Consider the following 16,347-nt stretch of genomic DNA (forward strand, 5'->3'; position numbering starts at 1 on the left):
ATGATTGTTATGTCTTAGGTTTTGATATAAATACTAACGGCTAATATCAGCTTTTAGTACTTACTCCTAGTATTTACTTTCTGCCGCAATTTGACGATCAACGGATGACATTTTATATTCATCACCAAAGGCGTCTTCTGGTTCTGCCAACCAAAAATAACAGACAACCCATGCAATCAGCGCACCGACTGCAATGATATAAAAGAATTGATTGGGCTCTACAAAAGTATAAATAAATAAGTAGAATACCGCGCCAACGTTACCATAAGCGCCTGCCATGCCTGATATTTGACCGGTCAAACGACGCTTAATCGAAGGAATAATTCCAAAGGTCGCGCCTTCTGCCCCTTGTACAAACACCGAGCATAGAATGGTAAAGACCACGGCGATAAATAGCGGCCATTCGGCATTAAGCATACCCATCAGCGCAAAACCAATACCAATACCGAACATATAAATCAGCATCACCAAACGACGATTACCGACTTTATCAGAGATATAACCGCCAAGTGGCCGCGCCCATAAGTTAACAAAGGCAAAGGTAGAGGCAATCAAACCAGCCGCCGTCGGGTCAAGTTTCCACGTCGCAGCAAAGAACATCGGTAGCATAGAAACCACCGCTAGCTCTGCGCCAAAGTTAGCAAAATAGCTGACATTCAGCGCGGCCACCGATTTAAACGGGTATTTATCGTCTTCTGGAATACCGGCTTTAAGCATAGGCACATTGACACTGATGGCTTTATAAATCTGATAAATGACCATCAATACAATCACGCTATAAGCAATAATAGCGCCCGTCGCACTTAAAAATCCCATCGCTTGGGTGCGATACACCAGCAATCCCAATACGCCGTATAAAGGAACGATAAATAAGCAATATAACCACAAGTCTTTCCAAGTCGACACTTCTAACGCGCCAGCTTTACGGGATTTTTTATGCGTACCAACTTCTGGTCCATCGGTGATTAAAAACCAATAAGCCACGCCGTATAGCGCCATTAATAGACCAGATAATGCGATTGCCCAGCGCCAGCCATCATCGCCGCCAAAGAATTGTAAGGCAACGGTTGGAATGGTAATCGCCGCTGCCGCTGAACCAAAATTTCCCCAGCCAGCATAAAAGCCTTCGGCAAAGCCAATATCTTTGGGTTTAAACCATAACGCCGTCATATGGATACCGACGACGAAGCCTGCACCGACGATAGACATAAATAAGCGCGAGACGAATAGTTGCATGGCAGAGTCGCCAAACGCGAAAAACCACGTCGGTATCGCCATCACTACCATGAGTATAGAAAACACGCGCCGCGGACCAAAGCGGTCCAATGCCATGCCAACGATGACGCGCCCCGGAATCGTCAACGCGACGTTGGCAATTAAAAATAATTTGATGTGATCAGGGGTTAAATAGCTTTCCGTCTGTAGCATCGAGGTTGCCAGCGGCGCCATATTAAACCAGACATAAAAGGTCAGAAAAAAAGCAATCCACGTATAGTGAAGCGCCCTTATCTCACGGCGTTCAACCTCGAGTAATTCTTTTGCATGCATGATAATGTCCCCATTATAAATTCTGATGCCGGTAATGGGCACAAGATAGCAATAAAGGGGGCGTCATAACTATTGAGCGAAAGCAGTATAGGGTCTACTTTCTATACTACTTAATGGGGAGTAGGTAGGCATTTTTGGGCATTATATTTTTATTAATAATCAAACTCATACAAGGCTGGTAAAGCCTTTTAAAAAGTGCTATTTTATATTAATGATAATTATTCTCAATTGAATATTAACCTTTAAGGCAGATTGAGATAAAAATCTACAGCAAGCAAACTAGCCAAGGAGTTATCATGAGTGCCACTACTAATACTACTAATACTAAAAACACCACTAGCACCACCAATCCCAATCCCGTCATTCCAAGCCATTGGAAAATAAAACGTTCAACCCATTTCTTTACCAAAGATAAAGTGCCTAACGCCTTGTTAACCCATCACAATACGGCGGAAGGCGTCTACGGACAAATTTGTGTCATGCAAGGTACGGTGACCTTTTATGGCTTTGCTGATGAAGCGGCCACTGAACCAGAAAAGACAGTGGTTATTAACGCTGGACAGTTTGCGGTCAGCCCGCCTCAATATTGGCACCGCGTAGAATTAAGTGACGATGCCCAGTTTAATATCAACTTTTGGACAGAAGGTGATAGCGGTAATAAATCACTGTTTAATAGCTCTAAAATCCATAGTAAACCTATCGAGAAGTTATTTGATAAACCAGAGGAATCTTAATAATCTAGGGTAGCTATACAGTGATTGTGCTATGACAAGCGCTTTTGTCATGGCACAATCATGCTAAATGTTGCTAAGATGATTATTTACCTATTCATCTATTTATTTACCTATCTATCTATGGGAACTAAGCATGTCAGCTTCTAGCAATCAGCCTGTCAATAAAAACACGAGCAGCGATACCCATACTGAATCGCAAAATTACCGAGTAATGATTGAATCGCTTGCGGCTACCAAGACATGGTTATTTGTTCCTGCAACGCGAATAGACCGGGTAGCAAAAGCCTTTGCTAGCGGGGCTGATGCGGTGATTGTTGACTTAGAAGATGCGGTTGCGCAAGTAGATAAAGCCCAAGCTCGCGTAGCACTAAAAGCATATTATGATGCTGAGCATGACGCTAAAAGCTATCGCCCGATTTGGCTACGTATTAATCAAGCGAGCAGTGCAGAATTTGTTAAAGACTTGGCGCTATGTCAGCAGCTGCCTAAGTTGGCAGGTGTATTACTGGCAAAAGCGGAGCAGCCAGCAGATATCGAAAGGGTGTATCAAGAAGCGGGGCTGCCCGTGATTGCCTTGATAGAAAATGCCATGGGCTTGTACCGTATTGAAGCTATGGCAAAAGCTTCAGGGCTGCTTGCATTTAGCTATGGTTTTTTAGATTTATGCAATGATTTACAGGTGCAAGTGGGTACAGCATCAGCGGATATTATTGCCAATCAAATTCGTTATCAGCTTATCCTGACCTCAAAAGTCCATCAACTGCTTGCGCCGATTGACAGTGTGTATGCAGATTTTAATGATAATAAAGGGCTGCATCATCGTGTGCAGCTATGGTCGCAGATGGGCATGTCCGGCATGCTTTGTATTCATCCTAAGCAAGTTGACGTCGTCAAGCAGTCACTGCAACCAACGGTTAGTGAGCTTGAATTTGCGCAGCGCGTGGTCACAGAATATGAGCGCAGTGGGCAGGCAGTCTTTAAAGTTGATGGTAATATGGTTGATGCGCCGGTGATTGAGCGTAGTTATCAGGTGTTATCAAGCGCTAAATAATTAGCACGATATTGGTTTTTGAGTAATTTAACCACGTACCAGATAGTTCAATGCTATCTGGTTTTTTTATGCTTGTTCATTATGTACAATCCCTTAACCGGCTTTGATATTCGCCCCAGTATTTTGAAGATTTATAGCGAGGTTAATGGGTTTTTTATAAAGAGTGAACAGCGCAGTTTATTATACTTATAAGAATAAATAGAAATAACTCTTAACATTCATATTAAATGAATGTTATTATGTTTCCAGTTTGATGCTAGATGTAAATACTCATCAAATACTTTTAGCCATCGAAGCGATAAAGTCTATCAATGGGTCAGTGAGGTAATCTTAAATTTAAGCTATTAACCTTTATTCTTACCTAAATATCAAAACTAAGACTAGGGCAGTAGGCTTAAGATTTGCAGAACTATTAATCACAGCTATCAATAGACTTATCGCAACGGGCAACATTATTTCTTTCATTTTTGGAATCATGACGCTTATAAAAGTTCATTTTAAATGAATGTTTAAGTGTTCAGATTATTTATCTAGCCAGTAGGAGCAAGATATGGGCGAGTACAAGAAGTATTGGTGGGGCTTAATCGCCGTCCTCGTGGTTACCTTTACCTTTTTAGGTTGGGGCGGCGTGGAAGTGTATCGTACCGCACCTCCTATCCCTGATCAGTATATTGACAGTAATGGGAAGGTTTTAATCACTGAAGAAGATATTTTGGATGGTCAATCTGCTTGGCAGCGTACCGGTGGCCAGCAGCTTGGCTCAGTGCTCGGGCACGGTGCATATCAAGCGCCTGACTGGACCGCAGATTGGTTACATAGAGAGCTTGTCGCTTGGTTAGATATCAGGGCACAAGAGTTATATGGGCATGATTTTGCCGCCACCACAGACGATCAAAAAGCGGTGCTCAATGCGCAGTTGAAAAAAGAATACCGTGGCAGCAATACCAATGATAAAAATCAAGTGGTGTTGTCAGATACGCGTATCGCCGCCATCAATGAAGTCGCGCCTTATTATATTGGCTTGTATGGTAATGAGCCGTCCTTGCAAAAGTCGCGTGAAAACTTTGCCATGAAAAACAATACCTTGGCAGATATTGAAGACAGACAAAAACTGACCAACTTTTTCTTTTGGACCACGTGGATGGCGTCTACCGAACGTCCGGGTACCAATGCGACTTATACTAATAACTGGCCGCATGAGCCGCTGATTGATAACGTCCCAACCTCAGAAAATATCATGTGGTCTATCGCCAGTGTGGTGTTCTTAATTGCTGGGGTTGGTTTCCTTATTTGGGGTTGGTCATTTTTACGTAAAGAAGAGGACGTTAAGGAAATCACACCAAACGCTGACCCATTAACCAAAATAGCGTTAACGCCGTCGCAAAAAGCCTTGGCGAAATACGGTGTTTTAGTCATGGGGTTGTTTGTTTTTCAGGTATTTATCGGCGGTTTCGTCGCGCATTATACCGTTGAAGGACAAGAGTTTTACGGTATTGCCGTCGCCGATTACTTCCCGTATTCGCTGGTGCGTACGTGGCATATTCAGGCCGCTTTGTTTTGGATTGCCACCGCTTTCTTGATGGCAGGCTTGTACTTAACACCGCTTATCAATGGCGGTAAAGATCCTAAGTATCAAAAATTGGGCGTTGATATACTTTGGGTGGCGTTAATTATCGTCGTCGTTGGCTCATTTATTAGCCAATACTTTGCCATTGCTGGCATTATGCCTGCGAAATACAACTTCTGGTTTGGTCATCAAGGCTATGAATTTATTGACCTTGGTCGCTTCTGGCAGATTTTAAAATGGGTCGGCATATTGTTCTGGTTGGTATTAATGACCCGCGGTTGCTTACCAGCATTTAAAAAACCGGGCGATAAAAACTTACTCGCGATATTCTTTGCATCAGTTGTTTGCGTCGGTTTATTCTATGGTGCTGGCTTGTTCTACGGCGAGCGTACACATTTAACCATCATGGAATACTGGCGCTGGTGGGTGGTACATTTATGGGTAGAAGGCTTCTTTGAAGTATTTGCCACCGTATCATTGGCTTTCATTTTCTATAACTTAGGCTTGGTTAATAAAAAAATCGCCACAGGTTCTGCCATCGCTTCTGCGGCGCTATTTATGCTCGGCGGTGTACCCGGTACCTTCCACCATTTATACTTCTCAGGCACAACCACGCCAGTCATGGCAATCGGCGCCTCATTTAGTGCCTTAGAAGTGGTACCTTTAGTGGTACTAGGTTATGAAGGGTATGAGCATTGGTCTATGCAGCGTCAAGCGCCATGGATGGATAAGCTCAAATGGCCTATCATGTGTTTCGTTGCCGTCGCGTTTTGGAATATGTTGGGTGCAGGCGTGTTTGGCTTTATGATTAACCCACCTGTGTCACTGTTTTATTTACAAGGGTTAAATACCACAGCCGTTCACTCACATGCCGCTCTATTTGGGGTCTATGGATTCTTAGCAATCGGCTTTGTCTTACTGGTCATGCGTTATATTCGTCCAGACTATGTGTTTAGTGAAAACCTTATCAAAACCGGTTTTTGGGCGCTAAATGCAGGCTTGGTATTGATGATTGTCACCAGTTTATTACCGATTGGTATTTTCCAAGCGCACGCATCAATGACCGAAGGTCTCTGGTACGCTCGTAGTGAAGGCTTCTTACAACAAGATTTCTTGCAGACACTGCGTTGGATTCGTACCTTTGGTGACGTGGTCTTGATCACTGGTGCCGTTTGTGTGGCATTGCAGGTGGTTAAGTTTGCCTTTGCAAAACCATCACATTCAAACTACCAACCTGAAAACCCAGTGAACGATTAATAAGTTAATGATTAATAAGCTAGCGTAACCATAAAAAGCCCTGAAAATTCAGGGCTTTTTATTGACTGGTTAAAAGTCTTTTCTGATGATATCGCCTTAGAAGTCGAATCTATGGGTCCGTTGGGCGGTAGTGTTTATTCCAATAGTGCGATTTATTATCTGCTGTTAAATAAGAATAAGAATATTATCACTGAACATGAGATATTGCTATATGCGCCCTTTAGCGAGCATATCGTTGATTATGAAGTAAAAGGTAAACAAATTCATTATAGTGCCGTGCCTAACTTTCGCTCATATCCTGAGGCATATGAGGATGGCGAGCTACTAGAGCCTGCGCTTGAGTTTACGCTAAATTGGGAGAAGGGTAGTCCTGTTAGTAGTGTTTATCGGGATAATTGCCGACTATCTCGTATCAAAGATAAGAGCTTATTAGACCTTAATCTTGGTGGAACCAGTCAGAAAGATATCGATATACATGACTATACTCAGGTGATAACTGAATCCATTCAGATAAATGGCTTAAGTATTCAAGCGACCTTATCAGGGTGTGACTTAAGTAGCGTTTCATACTATGTTAAGCCACAAGAAGGAAAGTCTTTACCTGTGTTTTCAGAGGTGCTAAAGACTCTAATACCTGTGGCGCATCATACTAAGCAGCTAAAGACACTGCAATCGTTAGAAAAACGCTCGTCGCTAAAATTTGCTGAGGAAATATCTCTATATGGTGGCTGGCAAGCTATCGTGCACGTTGATAGAGAGGATAAAACACCACACATACTCATTGTAATTGAACAAACTGAATAGATTAATATCTTAGAAGGACAGTATATAAAAGAATTTATTGATTGATATCTTGTGATTGTTGAATAACAAAGATAAAACCCAGCTAAGAAATCTCTTAGCTGGGTTTATTTGTAGACAGTGATTACGCTTTCAAGCCGTAATTAGAGGTCTTTTAGACATTCTTACCATGTTGTTTTTGCTGAATATCTTTTGCCAAGTTATAGCATTCATTGATATGGTCGGTAGCGATTTTTTTGAAAATCATATAACCCATGGTTGCCGCAACCATTTGTCCGCCAAGTGGAATAAATTTGGTCACTTGCTTGGCTGCGATACGACCACCAAAGCCTTGGACGGTTTTTTTGACGATACCACGTGTCGCCATTAAGCCTGCAAAGTCAACGGTACGGTCTTTTAGCGCCGCCCAATGAATGGCACGTGACTCTAAATCAATGGCAGACTGACGACCTTCAATCAGACCAAAACGTTCGCTAATCTCAGGTAACAGCATGGTTAGCATGCTAGCATCAACTGCCACGTCAAAAAATGGTACTGGAACGATGGCAACACCCGCTGACAGCTTGGCGCGTTTTTTGACCAATTTTTCGCAGTCTTTTTTAACTTTTTCAAGATCTAAATTTGGATCGATGGTATTAGGCAGTTTTTCAGCAAGTGGAGTGGTTTTCATAAAGCGTCCTCAAGGTAGTGAAAAGAAAAATGTTTAAAAATTAGTGAATGATATAAATAAGCAAAAATTGCAAAAATGATAAGTATCTTATGATTTTCTAATAAGTCATCTTAGATGTTTACCATTTTATGGATTTATACTCCCCATACAATCATTGCTTTGTAGCAAAATGCAGAAAATTACAGTCACTCTGCACCGTTTTTGTAAATAAGTAACGGCTTAGCAAGCAGGGATTTAGCAATGCGCCATATATAACCCTTGTTTGGCATAGAGTAAATTTAATACACAAAAAATACAGCGGCGCTTAAATATGTTTTTTGCAGCCTCTGTCTGCGTAAGCACAGCAAGCAAGAAAAGCGTATTCAAGCCGCGCTTAATAATTTAGTAGATTCATTTTATTTAAAGTTGACTGTAAAATACATGGAATATAAATTACGCCATCAGACCCACCAACGCAATCGTTAAACCTAGACGATAGTGCTAAAAATTCCCATTGTGGCTATCTGCCAAAGCCAGTAGAATACCAACATGCTAAATTTAACCCCCCGTTATACCAGCACTCGCATCGACGAGTTGCCCGCCGCGTTGCAACCACTTGCCGCCCAATCATTTACCCTTGCTAGGCTGTATGTTGGTCGCGGTATCACTGCGCCTGATGAGCTTGAAACAGGACTGTCTGGTTTACTGCCAGCCGAAATGCTGCATGGCGTCACGGAAGCGGTGCGTCTATTAGATATTGCTATCGATGAAAGGCAGCGTATTTTAATTGTCGGTGATTTTGATTGCGATGGAGCAACCAGTACCGCATTGATGATGCGTGCGCTGACAAAGATGGGCGCAGTCGTTGATTTTTTAGTACCTGACCGTTTTAAATATGGCTATGGTCTGACGCCAGAGATTGTCGAGTTAGGTATCAAGACTTATAAGCCCGACATGATTGTGACGGTGGATAATGGTATCTCAAGCCACGACGGTGTGGCGCGGGCGCAAGCTGATGGTATCACGGTCATTATTACTGACCATCACCTGACCACTAAAGAGACACCGCCTGCCGAAGCGGTGGTCAATCCCAATCAGCTCGGCTGTCACTTTAGCAGTAAGGCATTGGTCGGCGTTGGCGTGGCGTTTTATGTGCTTGGACGCTTGGCAAAATTACGCCGCGAAGCAGGCAAGTCTAGCGTACAAGTGAGCCAGTATTTAGATTTGGTCGCGCTTGGGACGATTGCCGATGTGGGCGTACTCGATAAAAACAACCGTATACTGGTGCATCATGGGTTAAACGCCATTCGTCAAGGGCGCTGCTCGCTTGGTATATTGGCATTGCTTGAACAAGCAGGTCGTGACCCTAAGCAATTACAGGCGCAGGACTTTGGTTTTGTTTTAGGTCCGCGTATCAATGCTGCTGGGCGTATGGATAATATGCGCATCGGTATCGAGTGCTTATTGACCGATGACTGGAGCACTGCACAGCGTTTAGCACAAGAGCTTGAACAGCTTAACCGTACGCGCCGTCATGTCGAAGGCGAGATGCGCGCGCAAGCAGATAGCATTGTGCAAGCGTTAGCTGCTACTGATTCTAATGCTGATGTGAATACTGCTGATGTTAATAATGATGCTGACGAGAGCGATGAAAATCTTATCCAGCCTAAAACTGAGAAACAGGCGGCTGATAATAAAAACCGCAGCATTATTTTATATCAAGACGATTGGCATCAAGGGGTTATCGGTATTGTCGCTGGACGTTTAAAAGAAAGCCATTATCTGCCCAGTATTGTCTTTGCACCAGCAGACACAGAGCGCACGGGTGATGATGATGCCATCAAAGGCTCGGCGCGCTCTATCGCAGGCGTGCATATTCGTGATGCGATTGAGCAAGTAGCCGAACGTTATCCTGATTTAATCAGCCACTTTGGTGGTCATGCCATGGCAGCAGGTTTAACCATCAAACGTCGTAATTTTGATGGCTTTGTGACTGCATTTAACGAAGTGATGGCGCAGATGGATGATGAGGTATTTGCTGAGCAGAAATTTACCGATGGACCATTGCAAGCGGGTGACTTTAGCTTATGGTTTGCAGAGCATCTAGCGAATGCCAGTATATGGGGTCATGGCTTTGCGCCGCCGATATTTGACGGCGTGTTTGAAGTATTAAGCTTTAAGATATTAAAAGACAAACATCTTAAGTTGTCGCTACGTTATCCAGATGTGCAATATCCGATTGAGGCAATCCAATTCAATTTTGATAGTAGTGCTTGGGATTACCGCGCCGAAAAAGTGCATTTATTATTCCAGCTAGACATTAATGAGTGGAACGGCAAACAAAGCTTACAGTTGATGGTTAAAGATTTGGCGCTGGTAAAAGAAACAGTAGAGGAAAGCTAGTAGTTGCTAGGCTTGAATACTTTAATATTTCCATTCAATGGCTGGAAATTGCCAGTCATAACGAATGGCAAGCATGCGCAAGGTAAAAATCGTCGCCATTGCCGAGATATCAGCAATCCAAGCGGTCACGCCAAGATTGTGCAGCGCAAAGTAGAGGATACCGCCCGTTAAAGCGGCGGTAATATAAATCTCTTGCTGTAGCACCAGCGGAATCTCATTACAAATCATATCGCGGATGATGCCGCCGACAATAATGGTAATCACCCCGAGTAATAATGCCACCGGCACATTGGCGCCCATACTATCAGCAACCTTGATACCGATTAAGGTAAAGGCTGATAGCCCAATGGTATCAGAGAGCTTGAGAAATTTATCAACGCGCCTAGAGTTGGGATGAAAGAATATCTGCATTACTAGCGAAGAGATAGTAATAACCGTCAAATAACTCATGTCTACCATCCAAAACAGCGGATGACGATCCAAAATCACATCGCGCACCGTACCGCCGCCGATGGCAGTCACAATCGATACCAGTAAGCAGCCGAATACATCGAAATTCTTATGCTTGGCTAATATCGTGCCTGAAATACTACAAGCGACAATCCCAATCATATCAAACAGATAAATCAGCGAGCGCGGGTCAAAAGTAGTAATCAATTCAGAATCTAAAGCGATGGTGAGCATGCGTTTTTCTCATTAAAGCACTGATATTAAAGCAGTGCTATTTTTTCGGCCATGATGATAAGTGGCTAAACGACTAATTCGTTAATCGACCAAGCGAATAGAAGGCAGGTGCCAATCGAATTGAAGCGCCAACATACGCACGGCAAAGATGATAAATAACATCATAAACTCATTGGTAACCGCGTCAACGCCCCAATAATCAAGCGCTAAATAAGTCAAAGACCCTGCAATACTGGCAGTGATATAAATTTCGCGCTGTAGTAGCAAAGGTATCTCATTACAGATAATATCACGTAATAAGCCACCAATAATCGCCGTCCAAACCCCCATCATAACCGCAATAACCGGCGACACATCTTGCGCCAAAGCCACTTTAAAACCAATCACACTAAAAGCCGCCAGCCCAATCGCATCAAAGAACTTAAGCGCTTTATCAATCTTATGATATAAATGAAAGAAAATTTGTAGAATAAGCGAGGTGGCGGTAATGACGATGACATAGTTAAGGTCAGTCATCCAAAATAGCGGATGGCGATCCAGCGCCATATCACGCAATGTGCCGCCGCCAATGGCATTGACCATAGAAACCAAAATACAGCCAGCAATATCAAAGCCTTTATGCTGCGCCAGCAAAGTGCCCGCAATGGCACAAGCAATGACGCCCACCATATCCAATAAATACAGCAGAATATCAGGAAAAATAAAGTTACTTATCATGATTTATTTGAGCCTCAACCATCTTTTGCAAACAATATAAGCCCTAGCATAATTAGTCCAATACCGACCAATCCCAATGCTGAGGGTAGCGTGTTATTCAACAATAGTATACCGCCAATTAAAGCAAAGATTACCTCGCTGGCTTGGGTCGAGTCAACGCCTGCCACTTCACTTGAGGTTACCGCTTGTTCACGCGCATAAAGAAATATGCTCGTCGCTGCCACTCCAGCCAACAGTGCGACTAGCAAGGTGTTAAAAATTTGTGTGGTTGCGGGTGGCTCGGGATGTATAAGTACGCCTAAAGCCACCCAGAACGGCAAGCTACCGAGGGTCATGAGCCAGATTTTGTTAAAGGCATTTTGTAGGAGTGTCGTCTCGATAGCCGGAATACGGGCAATGAGGTTTTGTAAGGTAGAGGCGGGTTTAGCTTCGATGGTAGGATTTGTATTTAACGTCATGCTATTATCAGCTGCACTATTTAGGGCAGCAGATAAATCGTAAGCTTCTGAGATAAGTGCTTGGTTAGCATCGACGTTATGATTTTTATTGTTATGAAGCTTACTATCGCCTTCTCGCGCTGGTTGCAGCTTCTCGCTGTGTTTACGAGAATTGTGTTTGCGCGAGTTGTGAGAGACTTGCCACACCAGCTGATTGCCGATAGGGTAACTGAAGGCGGCGATTAGTGCAGGTAGGGCACCATAAAGTAGCATTTCTGCCATCGGCGCGCTATCAATATCGGCGAGGGCAGAGGCGCGTAAGCCTTCGCTGACATTGACCAATACCACTCCGATAAAGACCAAAAAGGCATAAATGATAAATTTCTTGTCAAACCTTTGTCCAAATGCCATTAATACAATAAGGCTTGTCACCACGGTAAACATAAAGGTAGCGGCAACGACCCAGCCTGCGACGTGGTCGCCCGCATAGCAAATGCCCGTATAAAATAACCCAAAGCCAATACTGCCGGTAAGGCACCAAAAACCCCAATGCTGACGAAAAATAGTCGCAAGCTCTTTGATGCGAGCAAAGCCATGTTGCAGGATAATAATAGCGGTAATAATCAGCCACATAAAAATATAGCGTAGGCTTGCTGACCAAAACCAATGACCACCGGCATTACTCATCAGCTCATTTAAAATAAATGTCGAGCTAAAGAACGCCCCCGCCAATAAGCCCAATAAAATCAGTTTGACCATTCATGCGTCCTTGCAGTTGGCTCGTTAGCTATTTAGAGTGTATTTATCTTTTATCTTTTATCTTTTATCTTTTATCTTTTATCTTTAGGTTGCTAATTTATCTTATCTACTTGGACTATCAATTTGCATGACTTATGCAGATATTAGACGGTTATTTACCTTTGGCATCGGCCCAAATAATCTTATGTAATTGCAATTGAAAACGTACCGGTAAGGCGTCTGCCAGCATCCATTCAGCCAGCTCACGTGCCAGTACGGGCACCTCAGGGCTGCTCATTAATTCGCTATCGGCTACATCGTCTGCAACATTAAACATCGGTGAAAACCAAACCGTACCGACCAATTTATCGAGCTGATGCTCAAGCAGTTTTTCTTTCGCCCACTCATAATCAGCGCGGTTCATAATGACAAATTTGATTTGGTCGTGCGCCGTAAGATAGTCAAGATTTGACCAAAGGTTTTTATCGACTTCACCTGAGCTTGGCGTTTTCAGGTCCATCACTTTGCTGACCGCGGGCGGCACATTTTCTACCGTCAGCGCCCCTGCTGTTTCAAGAGAAATCTCATAACCCTCATTTAACAAACGCTGCATTAATTCAATGGCATTTGGCTGCGCTAATGGCTCGCCACCAGTCAAGCAGATACGCTTACACGGATAGCTTTTTATGGTCGTGATAATGGCTTCTAGCGACTGACGTTCGCCGCCACTAAAGGCGTATTCGGTATCACAATAGACGCAGCGCAGCGGGCAGCCGGTCAAGCGCACAAATATCGTCGGCAATCCTGAGGTCAGCGCTTCACCTTGCAGCGAATAAAAAATTTCGGTCAAACGTAACCCTGCTTCAGGGTCGGTGACAGGAATCAATGATGTGCGTAAAGATAACTCACTCATAATATTTCAAATACAGTTAGAGATTGATAATGCCGTGAGCATTTATCAAATAAAAAGGGTTTAATAATCTGTCTAACGCTAGGGGTTTCAGTGTCCAAACGAGATGCAGATTATAACGTAATGTCTTACATTAAGCTTGCCATTAAACTTGCCATTAAACTTGCCATTAAGCTGCTATTAAGCTGCCATAAAGCATTAAAAAAGATGCTGGAGTCAGCCCCAGCATCTTTTATGATAAAAACAATTAACGTAATAAATAAAGCATTAGGCTAAACGTAATAGCTCATTGACTGAGGTTTTAGCACGGGTTTGCGCATCGACTTTTTTCACAATAATCGCAGCATATAAGCTGTGAGTGCCGTCTTCTGATGGCAAGCTACCGGGTACGACGACTGAGCCTGCTGGTACACGGCCGCGATGAATCTCGCCCGTTTCACGGTCATAAATGCGCGTTGATTGACCGATAAACACACCCATAGAAATCACTGAGCCTTCTTCTACAATCACGCCTTCAACGATTTCAGAGCGCGCACCGATGAAGCAATTGTCTTCGATAATCGTTGGATTTGCTTGTAGAGGTTCTAAGACACCGCCGATACCAACGCCGCCTGATAGATGCACATTTTTACCGATTTGGGCACACGAACCAACCGTAGCCCACGTATCTACCATCGCACCTTGGTCGACATAAGCGCCAATATTAACGTACGACGGCATCAATACGGCACCCGCTGCGATGTATGAGCCTTTACGAGCAACCGCTGGTGGTACCACGCGTACGCCGGCTTCTTTAAACTGCGCTTCTGTCCAGTTGGCAAACTTCGTTGGCACCTTATCATAAAACTGCACGTGTTCGCCCGCAGCTTGGACATAGTTATCATTTAAACGAAATGATAATAAAACCGCTTTTTTAGCCCACTGATTGACCACCCATTCGCCATCTTTTTTCTCTGCCACACGCAAGCTACCGTTGTCTAATTGCTCAAGCACTTCATTGATGGCATCGCGTACGTCTTTTGGCATGGTTGCTGGGCTATATTCGTTACGATTTTCAAAGGCTTGTTCAATGGTTTGTTGCAATGACATAAATATTCCTAAAATTGATGGAAGGTAAATAAAAACGAATAAAAAGAGCGGTGCTAATAAAGTGAATAAAAGCGTTTTAACTAAAAAACGGGCTTGCTATATTGTCGCTAATTTAGCGACTTTTAGCAAATAACTTAAGCGCCAGTAGCAGTGCTGTTATTGATGCTTAATGCTGCTATTAATTAGGAGTATGGCTCGTTATCCATTCTAAGATGTCTTGATAAACCAATGCTTTATTCTGCTCATGAAGTGGCTCATGGCGCATGTGCGGATAAAGCTGAAGCTCGACATCACTAAAGTTCTGTTTTTCTAAACGGCTGGCAATTTTGCGGATGCCTTTGCCCATATCGCCAATAGGATCGTTCTCACCACTGACCAATAACATAGCAAAGCCTTTGGCAATCGTTGTCGCCCAGTTTTTATTGAGACCAGCGTCCATTAAGGTGAACAAGGTCAAAAAGCCATTATTGGTAAAGTCAAAACCCGTCAATGGATCGGCTTCGTACGCTTCGATAGCCGCAGGATCTTCATTTAGCCACGCAAATTCCGAAGTAGAAATACGATTATCAAGCTTACTATTGAGCACTTTATTCATTACGTTGGCAAAGACAGTATTTGGCTTTCTAGGAGCGGCTTTTGCTAAGATTTTATTAATCGGCAGCAGTACTTTGGTCAATGGATTGGCATCAGCAGTGCCCATTAGAATTGCACCAGTAAAGTTCTGTGCATGATGCTTGAGGACGTTACGCACAATAAACGAGCCCATCGAGTGACCCATGACAAAATGCGGTACGTTAGGATGGCGCGCCTTTAGGCTATCTGCCATGATAATAACGTCTTTTAACAATGACTGTACCGGATGCTCTTCAGCAAAAAAACCCAAATCATCGGCCGATTTAACGGTCTGCCCATGACCAAGCTGATCATAAGTGGCAACCGCAATGCCATTATCCGCTAAAAACTGCGCAAACTCTGCATAGCGGCCACTGTGCTCCGCCATCCCATGCACAATCAGCAAGGTGGCAGTAATCGCCGTACTAGCATCGCTTGGCTCAAAAAAAGTATGGTGTAAATAATGAGTGTTATCAGAAGAAGTAATTTGTTCAGTGTGACTCATAAAAATCCAGTCCTTGAATGGTGAAGGGTTAACATACAGACAGTATATATAGGTATAAATATTTTATTATAAAAATAAATAATGGGGACGAACACTCTAATCGCCAAGCGTTACAGGGTCAAATTGTTTGCTCGTTTGAGGTTATCGTACAATAGTCTGGGTATAAATGCTTTTGTTTTATGTTTTTAAGCATGTGTTTCAATACGGACAAATTACAGAATACAACTAACCTTTCTCACCATCAAACTGCCAAATAACCTCACTCCAATGATTATTAGGATAATCTGGCATGATATCGCCTTGTTTAAAATAAGCTTGGCTGTCCGCTTTTGCTAAAGTAAACCAGTAGCCTGATTTAGGGCAGGGCTGTCCTGCTTGGCAATGTCCTCTTGCTTGACTGGTGATTTTGGGTTTAGGTTGTTCTTCTAAATAAGGTGTTAAGTCCTCACCAGCTTCCTCTTTTTCTAGAAACTCATCATAAGTCAGTTTGTAGGGATCTGTATTGATTTGCTTAGCCGTATCAAATTGAGCTATGCTGAAGAAACCGTACACCTAAACTTGGTAAACTAAGCGTATTAATCGGAGTTTATCATGACCAAGAAAGTAAGAAGCTACAGTGACGAATTTAAAGCCGAGGCCGTCAAG

At 43.2% G+C, this 16,347-nt stretch carries 14 protein-coding genes; 5 read left to right on the forward strand and 9 right to left on the reverse strand.

Annotation, left to right across the window (positions count from 1 at the left end; all coding sequences use genetic code 11):
- Window positions 1-66 precede the first annotated feature (66 nt).
- Window positions 67-1,548: an MFS transporter gene (locus tag ACP7AA_RS09500; RefSeq protein ID WP_281490128.1), complete on the reverse strand. Its 1,482-nt coding sequence runs from the start codon at window positions 1,546-1,548 to the stop codon at window positions 67-69.
- Window positions 1,549-1,844: 296 nt separating this feature from the next.
- Here ACP7AA_RS09500 and ACP7AA_RS09505 point away from each other — a divergent pair, with 296 nt between their 5' ends.
- The 4 genes from ACP7AA_RS09505 (at window position 1,845) to ACP7AA_RS09520 (ending at window position 6,961) form a co-directional block, all read left to right on the forward strand.
- A complete protein-coding gene (locus ACP7AA_RS09505) occupies window positions 1,845-2,282 on the forward strand; it encodes a DUF1971 domain-containing protein (RefSeq protein WP_201624897.1) in 438 nt (145 codons plus the stop codon).
- Between the two features lie 133 nt (window positions 2,283-2,415).
- Window positions 2,416-3,333, forward strand: coding sequence for an HpcH/HpaI aldolase/citrate lyase family protein (locus ACP7AA_RS09510; protein ID WP_426223402.1), 918 nt, complete (start codon window positions 2,416-2,418; stop codon window positions 3,331-3,333).
- 550 nt (window positions 3,334-3,883) lie between these two features.
- The gene (locus tag ACP7AA_RS09515) at window positions 3,884-6,157 is read left to right on the forward strand and encodes a nitric-oxide reductase large subunit (RefSeq protein ID WP_426223403.1); all 2,274 of its coding nucleotides are present in this window, start codon (window positions 3,884-3,886) and stop codon (window positions 6,155-6,157) included.
- Window positions 6,158-6,268: 111 nt separating this feature from the next.
- Complete coding sequence (locus tag ACP7AA_RS09520; protein ID WP_426223404.1) at window positions 6,269-6,961, forward strand: hypothetical protein; 693 nt, start codon at window positions 6,269-6,271, stop codon at window positions 6,959-6,961.
- Window positions 6,962-7,112: 151 nt separating this feature from the next.
- On the opposite strand, the gene ACP7AA_RS09525 is transcribed toward ACP7AA_RS09520, so the two are convergent.
- A complete protein-coding gene (locus tag ACP7AA_RS09525; RefSeq protein ID WP_201562808.1) occupies window positions 7,113-7,628 on the reverse strand; it encodes a hypothetical protein in 516 nt (171 codons plus the stop codon).
- Between the two features lie 528 nt (window positions 7,629-8,156).
- Between ACP7AA_RS09525 and recJ the strand changes: the two genes are divergently transcribed.
- Window positions 8,157-10,010 (forward strand): single-stranded-DNA-specific exonuclease RecJ, encoded by a 1,854-nt coding sequence (recJ, locus tag ACP7AA_RS09530; RefSeq protein ID WP_426223405.1) that lies wholly within the window; start codon window positions 8,157-8,159, stop codon window positions 10,008-10,010.
- Window positions 10,011-10,031: 21 nt separating this feature from the next.
- On the opposite strand, the gene ACP7AA_RS09535 is transcribed toward recJ, so the two are convergent.
- The 7 genes from ACP7AA_RS09535 to ACP7AA_RS09565 all read right to left on the reverse strand — a co-directional run bounded on the left by ACP7AA_RS09535 (window position 10,032) and on the right by ACP7AA_RS09565 (window position 16,254).
- A complete protein-coding gene (locus ACP7AA_RS09535; protein WP_372829399.1) occupies window positions 10,032-10,694 on the reverse strand; it encodes a trimeric intracellular cation channel family protein in 663 nt (220 codons plus the stop codon).
- 81 nt (window positions 10,695-10,775) lie between these two features.
- Entirely contained in the window at window positions 10,776-11,411 is a 636-nt protein-coding gene (locus ACP7AA_RS09540) for a trimeric intracellular cation channel family protein (RefSeq protein ID WP_426223406.1), read from the reverse strand.
- 14 nt (window positions 11,412-11,425) lie between these two features.
- Complete coding sequence (locus ACP7AA_RS09545) at window positions 11,426-12,607, reverse strand: multidrug resistance efflux transporter family protein (protein WP_426223407.1); 1,182 nt, start codon at window positions 12,605-12,607, stop codon at window positions 11,426-11,428.
- Between the two features lie 151 nt (window positions 12,608-12,758).
- Window positions 12,759-13,499: a 7-carboxy-7-deazaguanine synthase QueE gene (gene queE, locus ACP7AA_RS09550; protein WP_426223408.1), complete on the reverse strand. Its 741-nt coding sequence runs from the start codon at window positions 13,497-13,499 to the stop codon at window positions 12,759-12,761.
- A 264-nt stretch (window positions 13,500-13,763) separates the two neighbouring features.
- Complete coding sequence (dapD, locus tag ACP7AA_RS09555) at window positions 13,764-14,585, reverse strand: 2,3,4,5-tetrahydropyridine-2,6-dicarboxylate N-succinyltransferase (RefSeq protein ID WP_183618859.1); 822 nt, start codon at window positions 14,583-14,585, stop codon at window positions 13,764-13,766.
- Between the two features lie 178 nt (window positions 14,586-14,763).
- Window positions 14,764-15,702: an alpha/beta fold hydrolase gene (locus tag ACP7AA_RS09560; protein WP_426223409.1), complete on the reverse strand. Its 939-nt coding sequence runs from the start codon at window positions 15,700-15,702 to the stop codon at window positions 14,764-14,766.
- 225 nt (window positions 15,703-15,927) lie between these two features.
- Entirely contained in the window at window positions 15,928-16,254 is a 327-nt protein-coding gene (locus ACP7AA_RS09565; protein WP_426223410.1) for a hypothetical protein, read from the reverse strand.
- Window positions 16,255-16,347 lie beyond the last annotated feature (93 nt).

Source organism: Psychrobacter sp. DWR1-2-3 (genome assembly GCF_049896465.1).
In the GTDB taxonomy this organism is placed as follows: Bacteria; Pseudomonadota; Gammaproteobacteria; order Pseudomonadales; family Moraxellaceae; genus Psychrobacter; species Psychrobacter maritimus.

What these genes read in the sequence shown, in the direction of transcription:
- ACP7AA_RS09540 (WP_426223406.1), bottom strand. Translation starts at nt 11,411, where the DNA reads ATGATAAGTAACTTTATTTTTCCTGATATTCTGCTGTATTTATTGGAT.
- ACP7AA_RS09500 (WP_281490128.1), bottom strand. Translation starts at nt 1,548, where the DNA reads ATGCATGCAAAAGAATTACTCGAGGTTGAACGCCGTGAGATAAGGGCG.
- ACP7AA_RS09520 (WP_426223404.1), top strand. Translation starts at nt 6,269, where the DNA reads ATGGGTCCGTTGGGCGGTAGTGTTTATTCCAATAGTGCGATTTATTAT.
- ACP7AA_RS09525 (WP_201562808.1), bottom strand. Translation starts at nt 7,628, where the DNA reads ATGAAAACCACTCCACTTGCTGAAAAACTGCCTAATACCATCGATCCA.
- recJ (WP_426223405.1), top strand. Translation starts at nt 8,157, where the DNA reads ATGCTAAATTTAACCCCCCGTTATACCAGCACTCGCATCGACGAGTTG.
- ACP7AA_RS09515 (WP_426223403.1), top strand. Translation starts at nt 3,884, where the DNA reads ATGGGCGAGTACAAGAAGTATTGGTGGGGCTTAATCGCCGTCCTCGTG.
- ACP7AA_RS09545 (WP_426223407.1), bottom strand. Translation starts at nt 12,607, where the DNA reads ATGGTCAAACTGATTTTATTGGGCTTATTGGCGGGGGCGTTCTTTAGC.
- ACP7AA_RS09535 (WP_372829399.1), bottom strand. Translation starts at nt 10,694, where the DNA reads ATGCTCACCATCGCTTTAGATTCTGAATTGATTACTACTTTTGACCCG.
- dapD (WP_183618859.1), bottom strand. Translation starts at nt 14,585, where the DNA reads ATGTCATTGCAACAAACCATTGAACAAGCCTTTGAAAATCGTAACGAA.
- queE (WP_426223408.1), bottom strand. Translation starts at nt 13,499, where the DNA reads ATGAGTGAGTTATCTTTACGCACATCATTGATTCCTGTCACCGACCCT.
- ACP7AA_RS09505 (WP_201624897.1), top strand. Translation starts at nt 1,845, where the DNA reads ATGAGTGCCACTACTAATACTACTAATACTAAAAACACCACTAGCACC.
- ACP7AA_RS09560 (WP_426223409.1), bottom strand. Translation starts at nt 15,702, where the DNA reads ATGAGTCACACTGAACAAATTACTTCTTCTGATAACACTCATTATTTA.
- ACP7AA_RS09510 (WP_426223402.1), top strand. Translation starts at nt 2,416, where the DNA reads ATGTCAGCTTCTAGCAATCAGCCTGTCAATAAAAACACGAGCAGCGAT.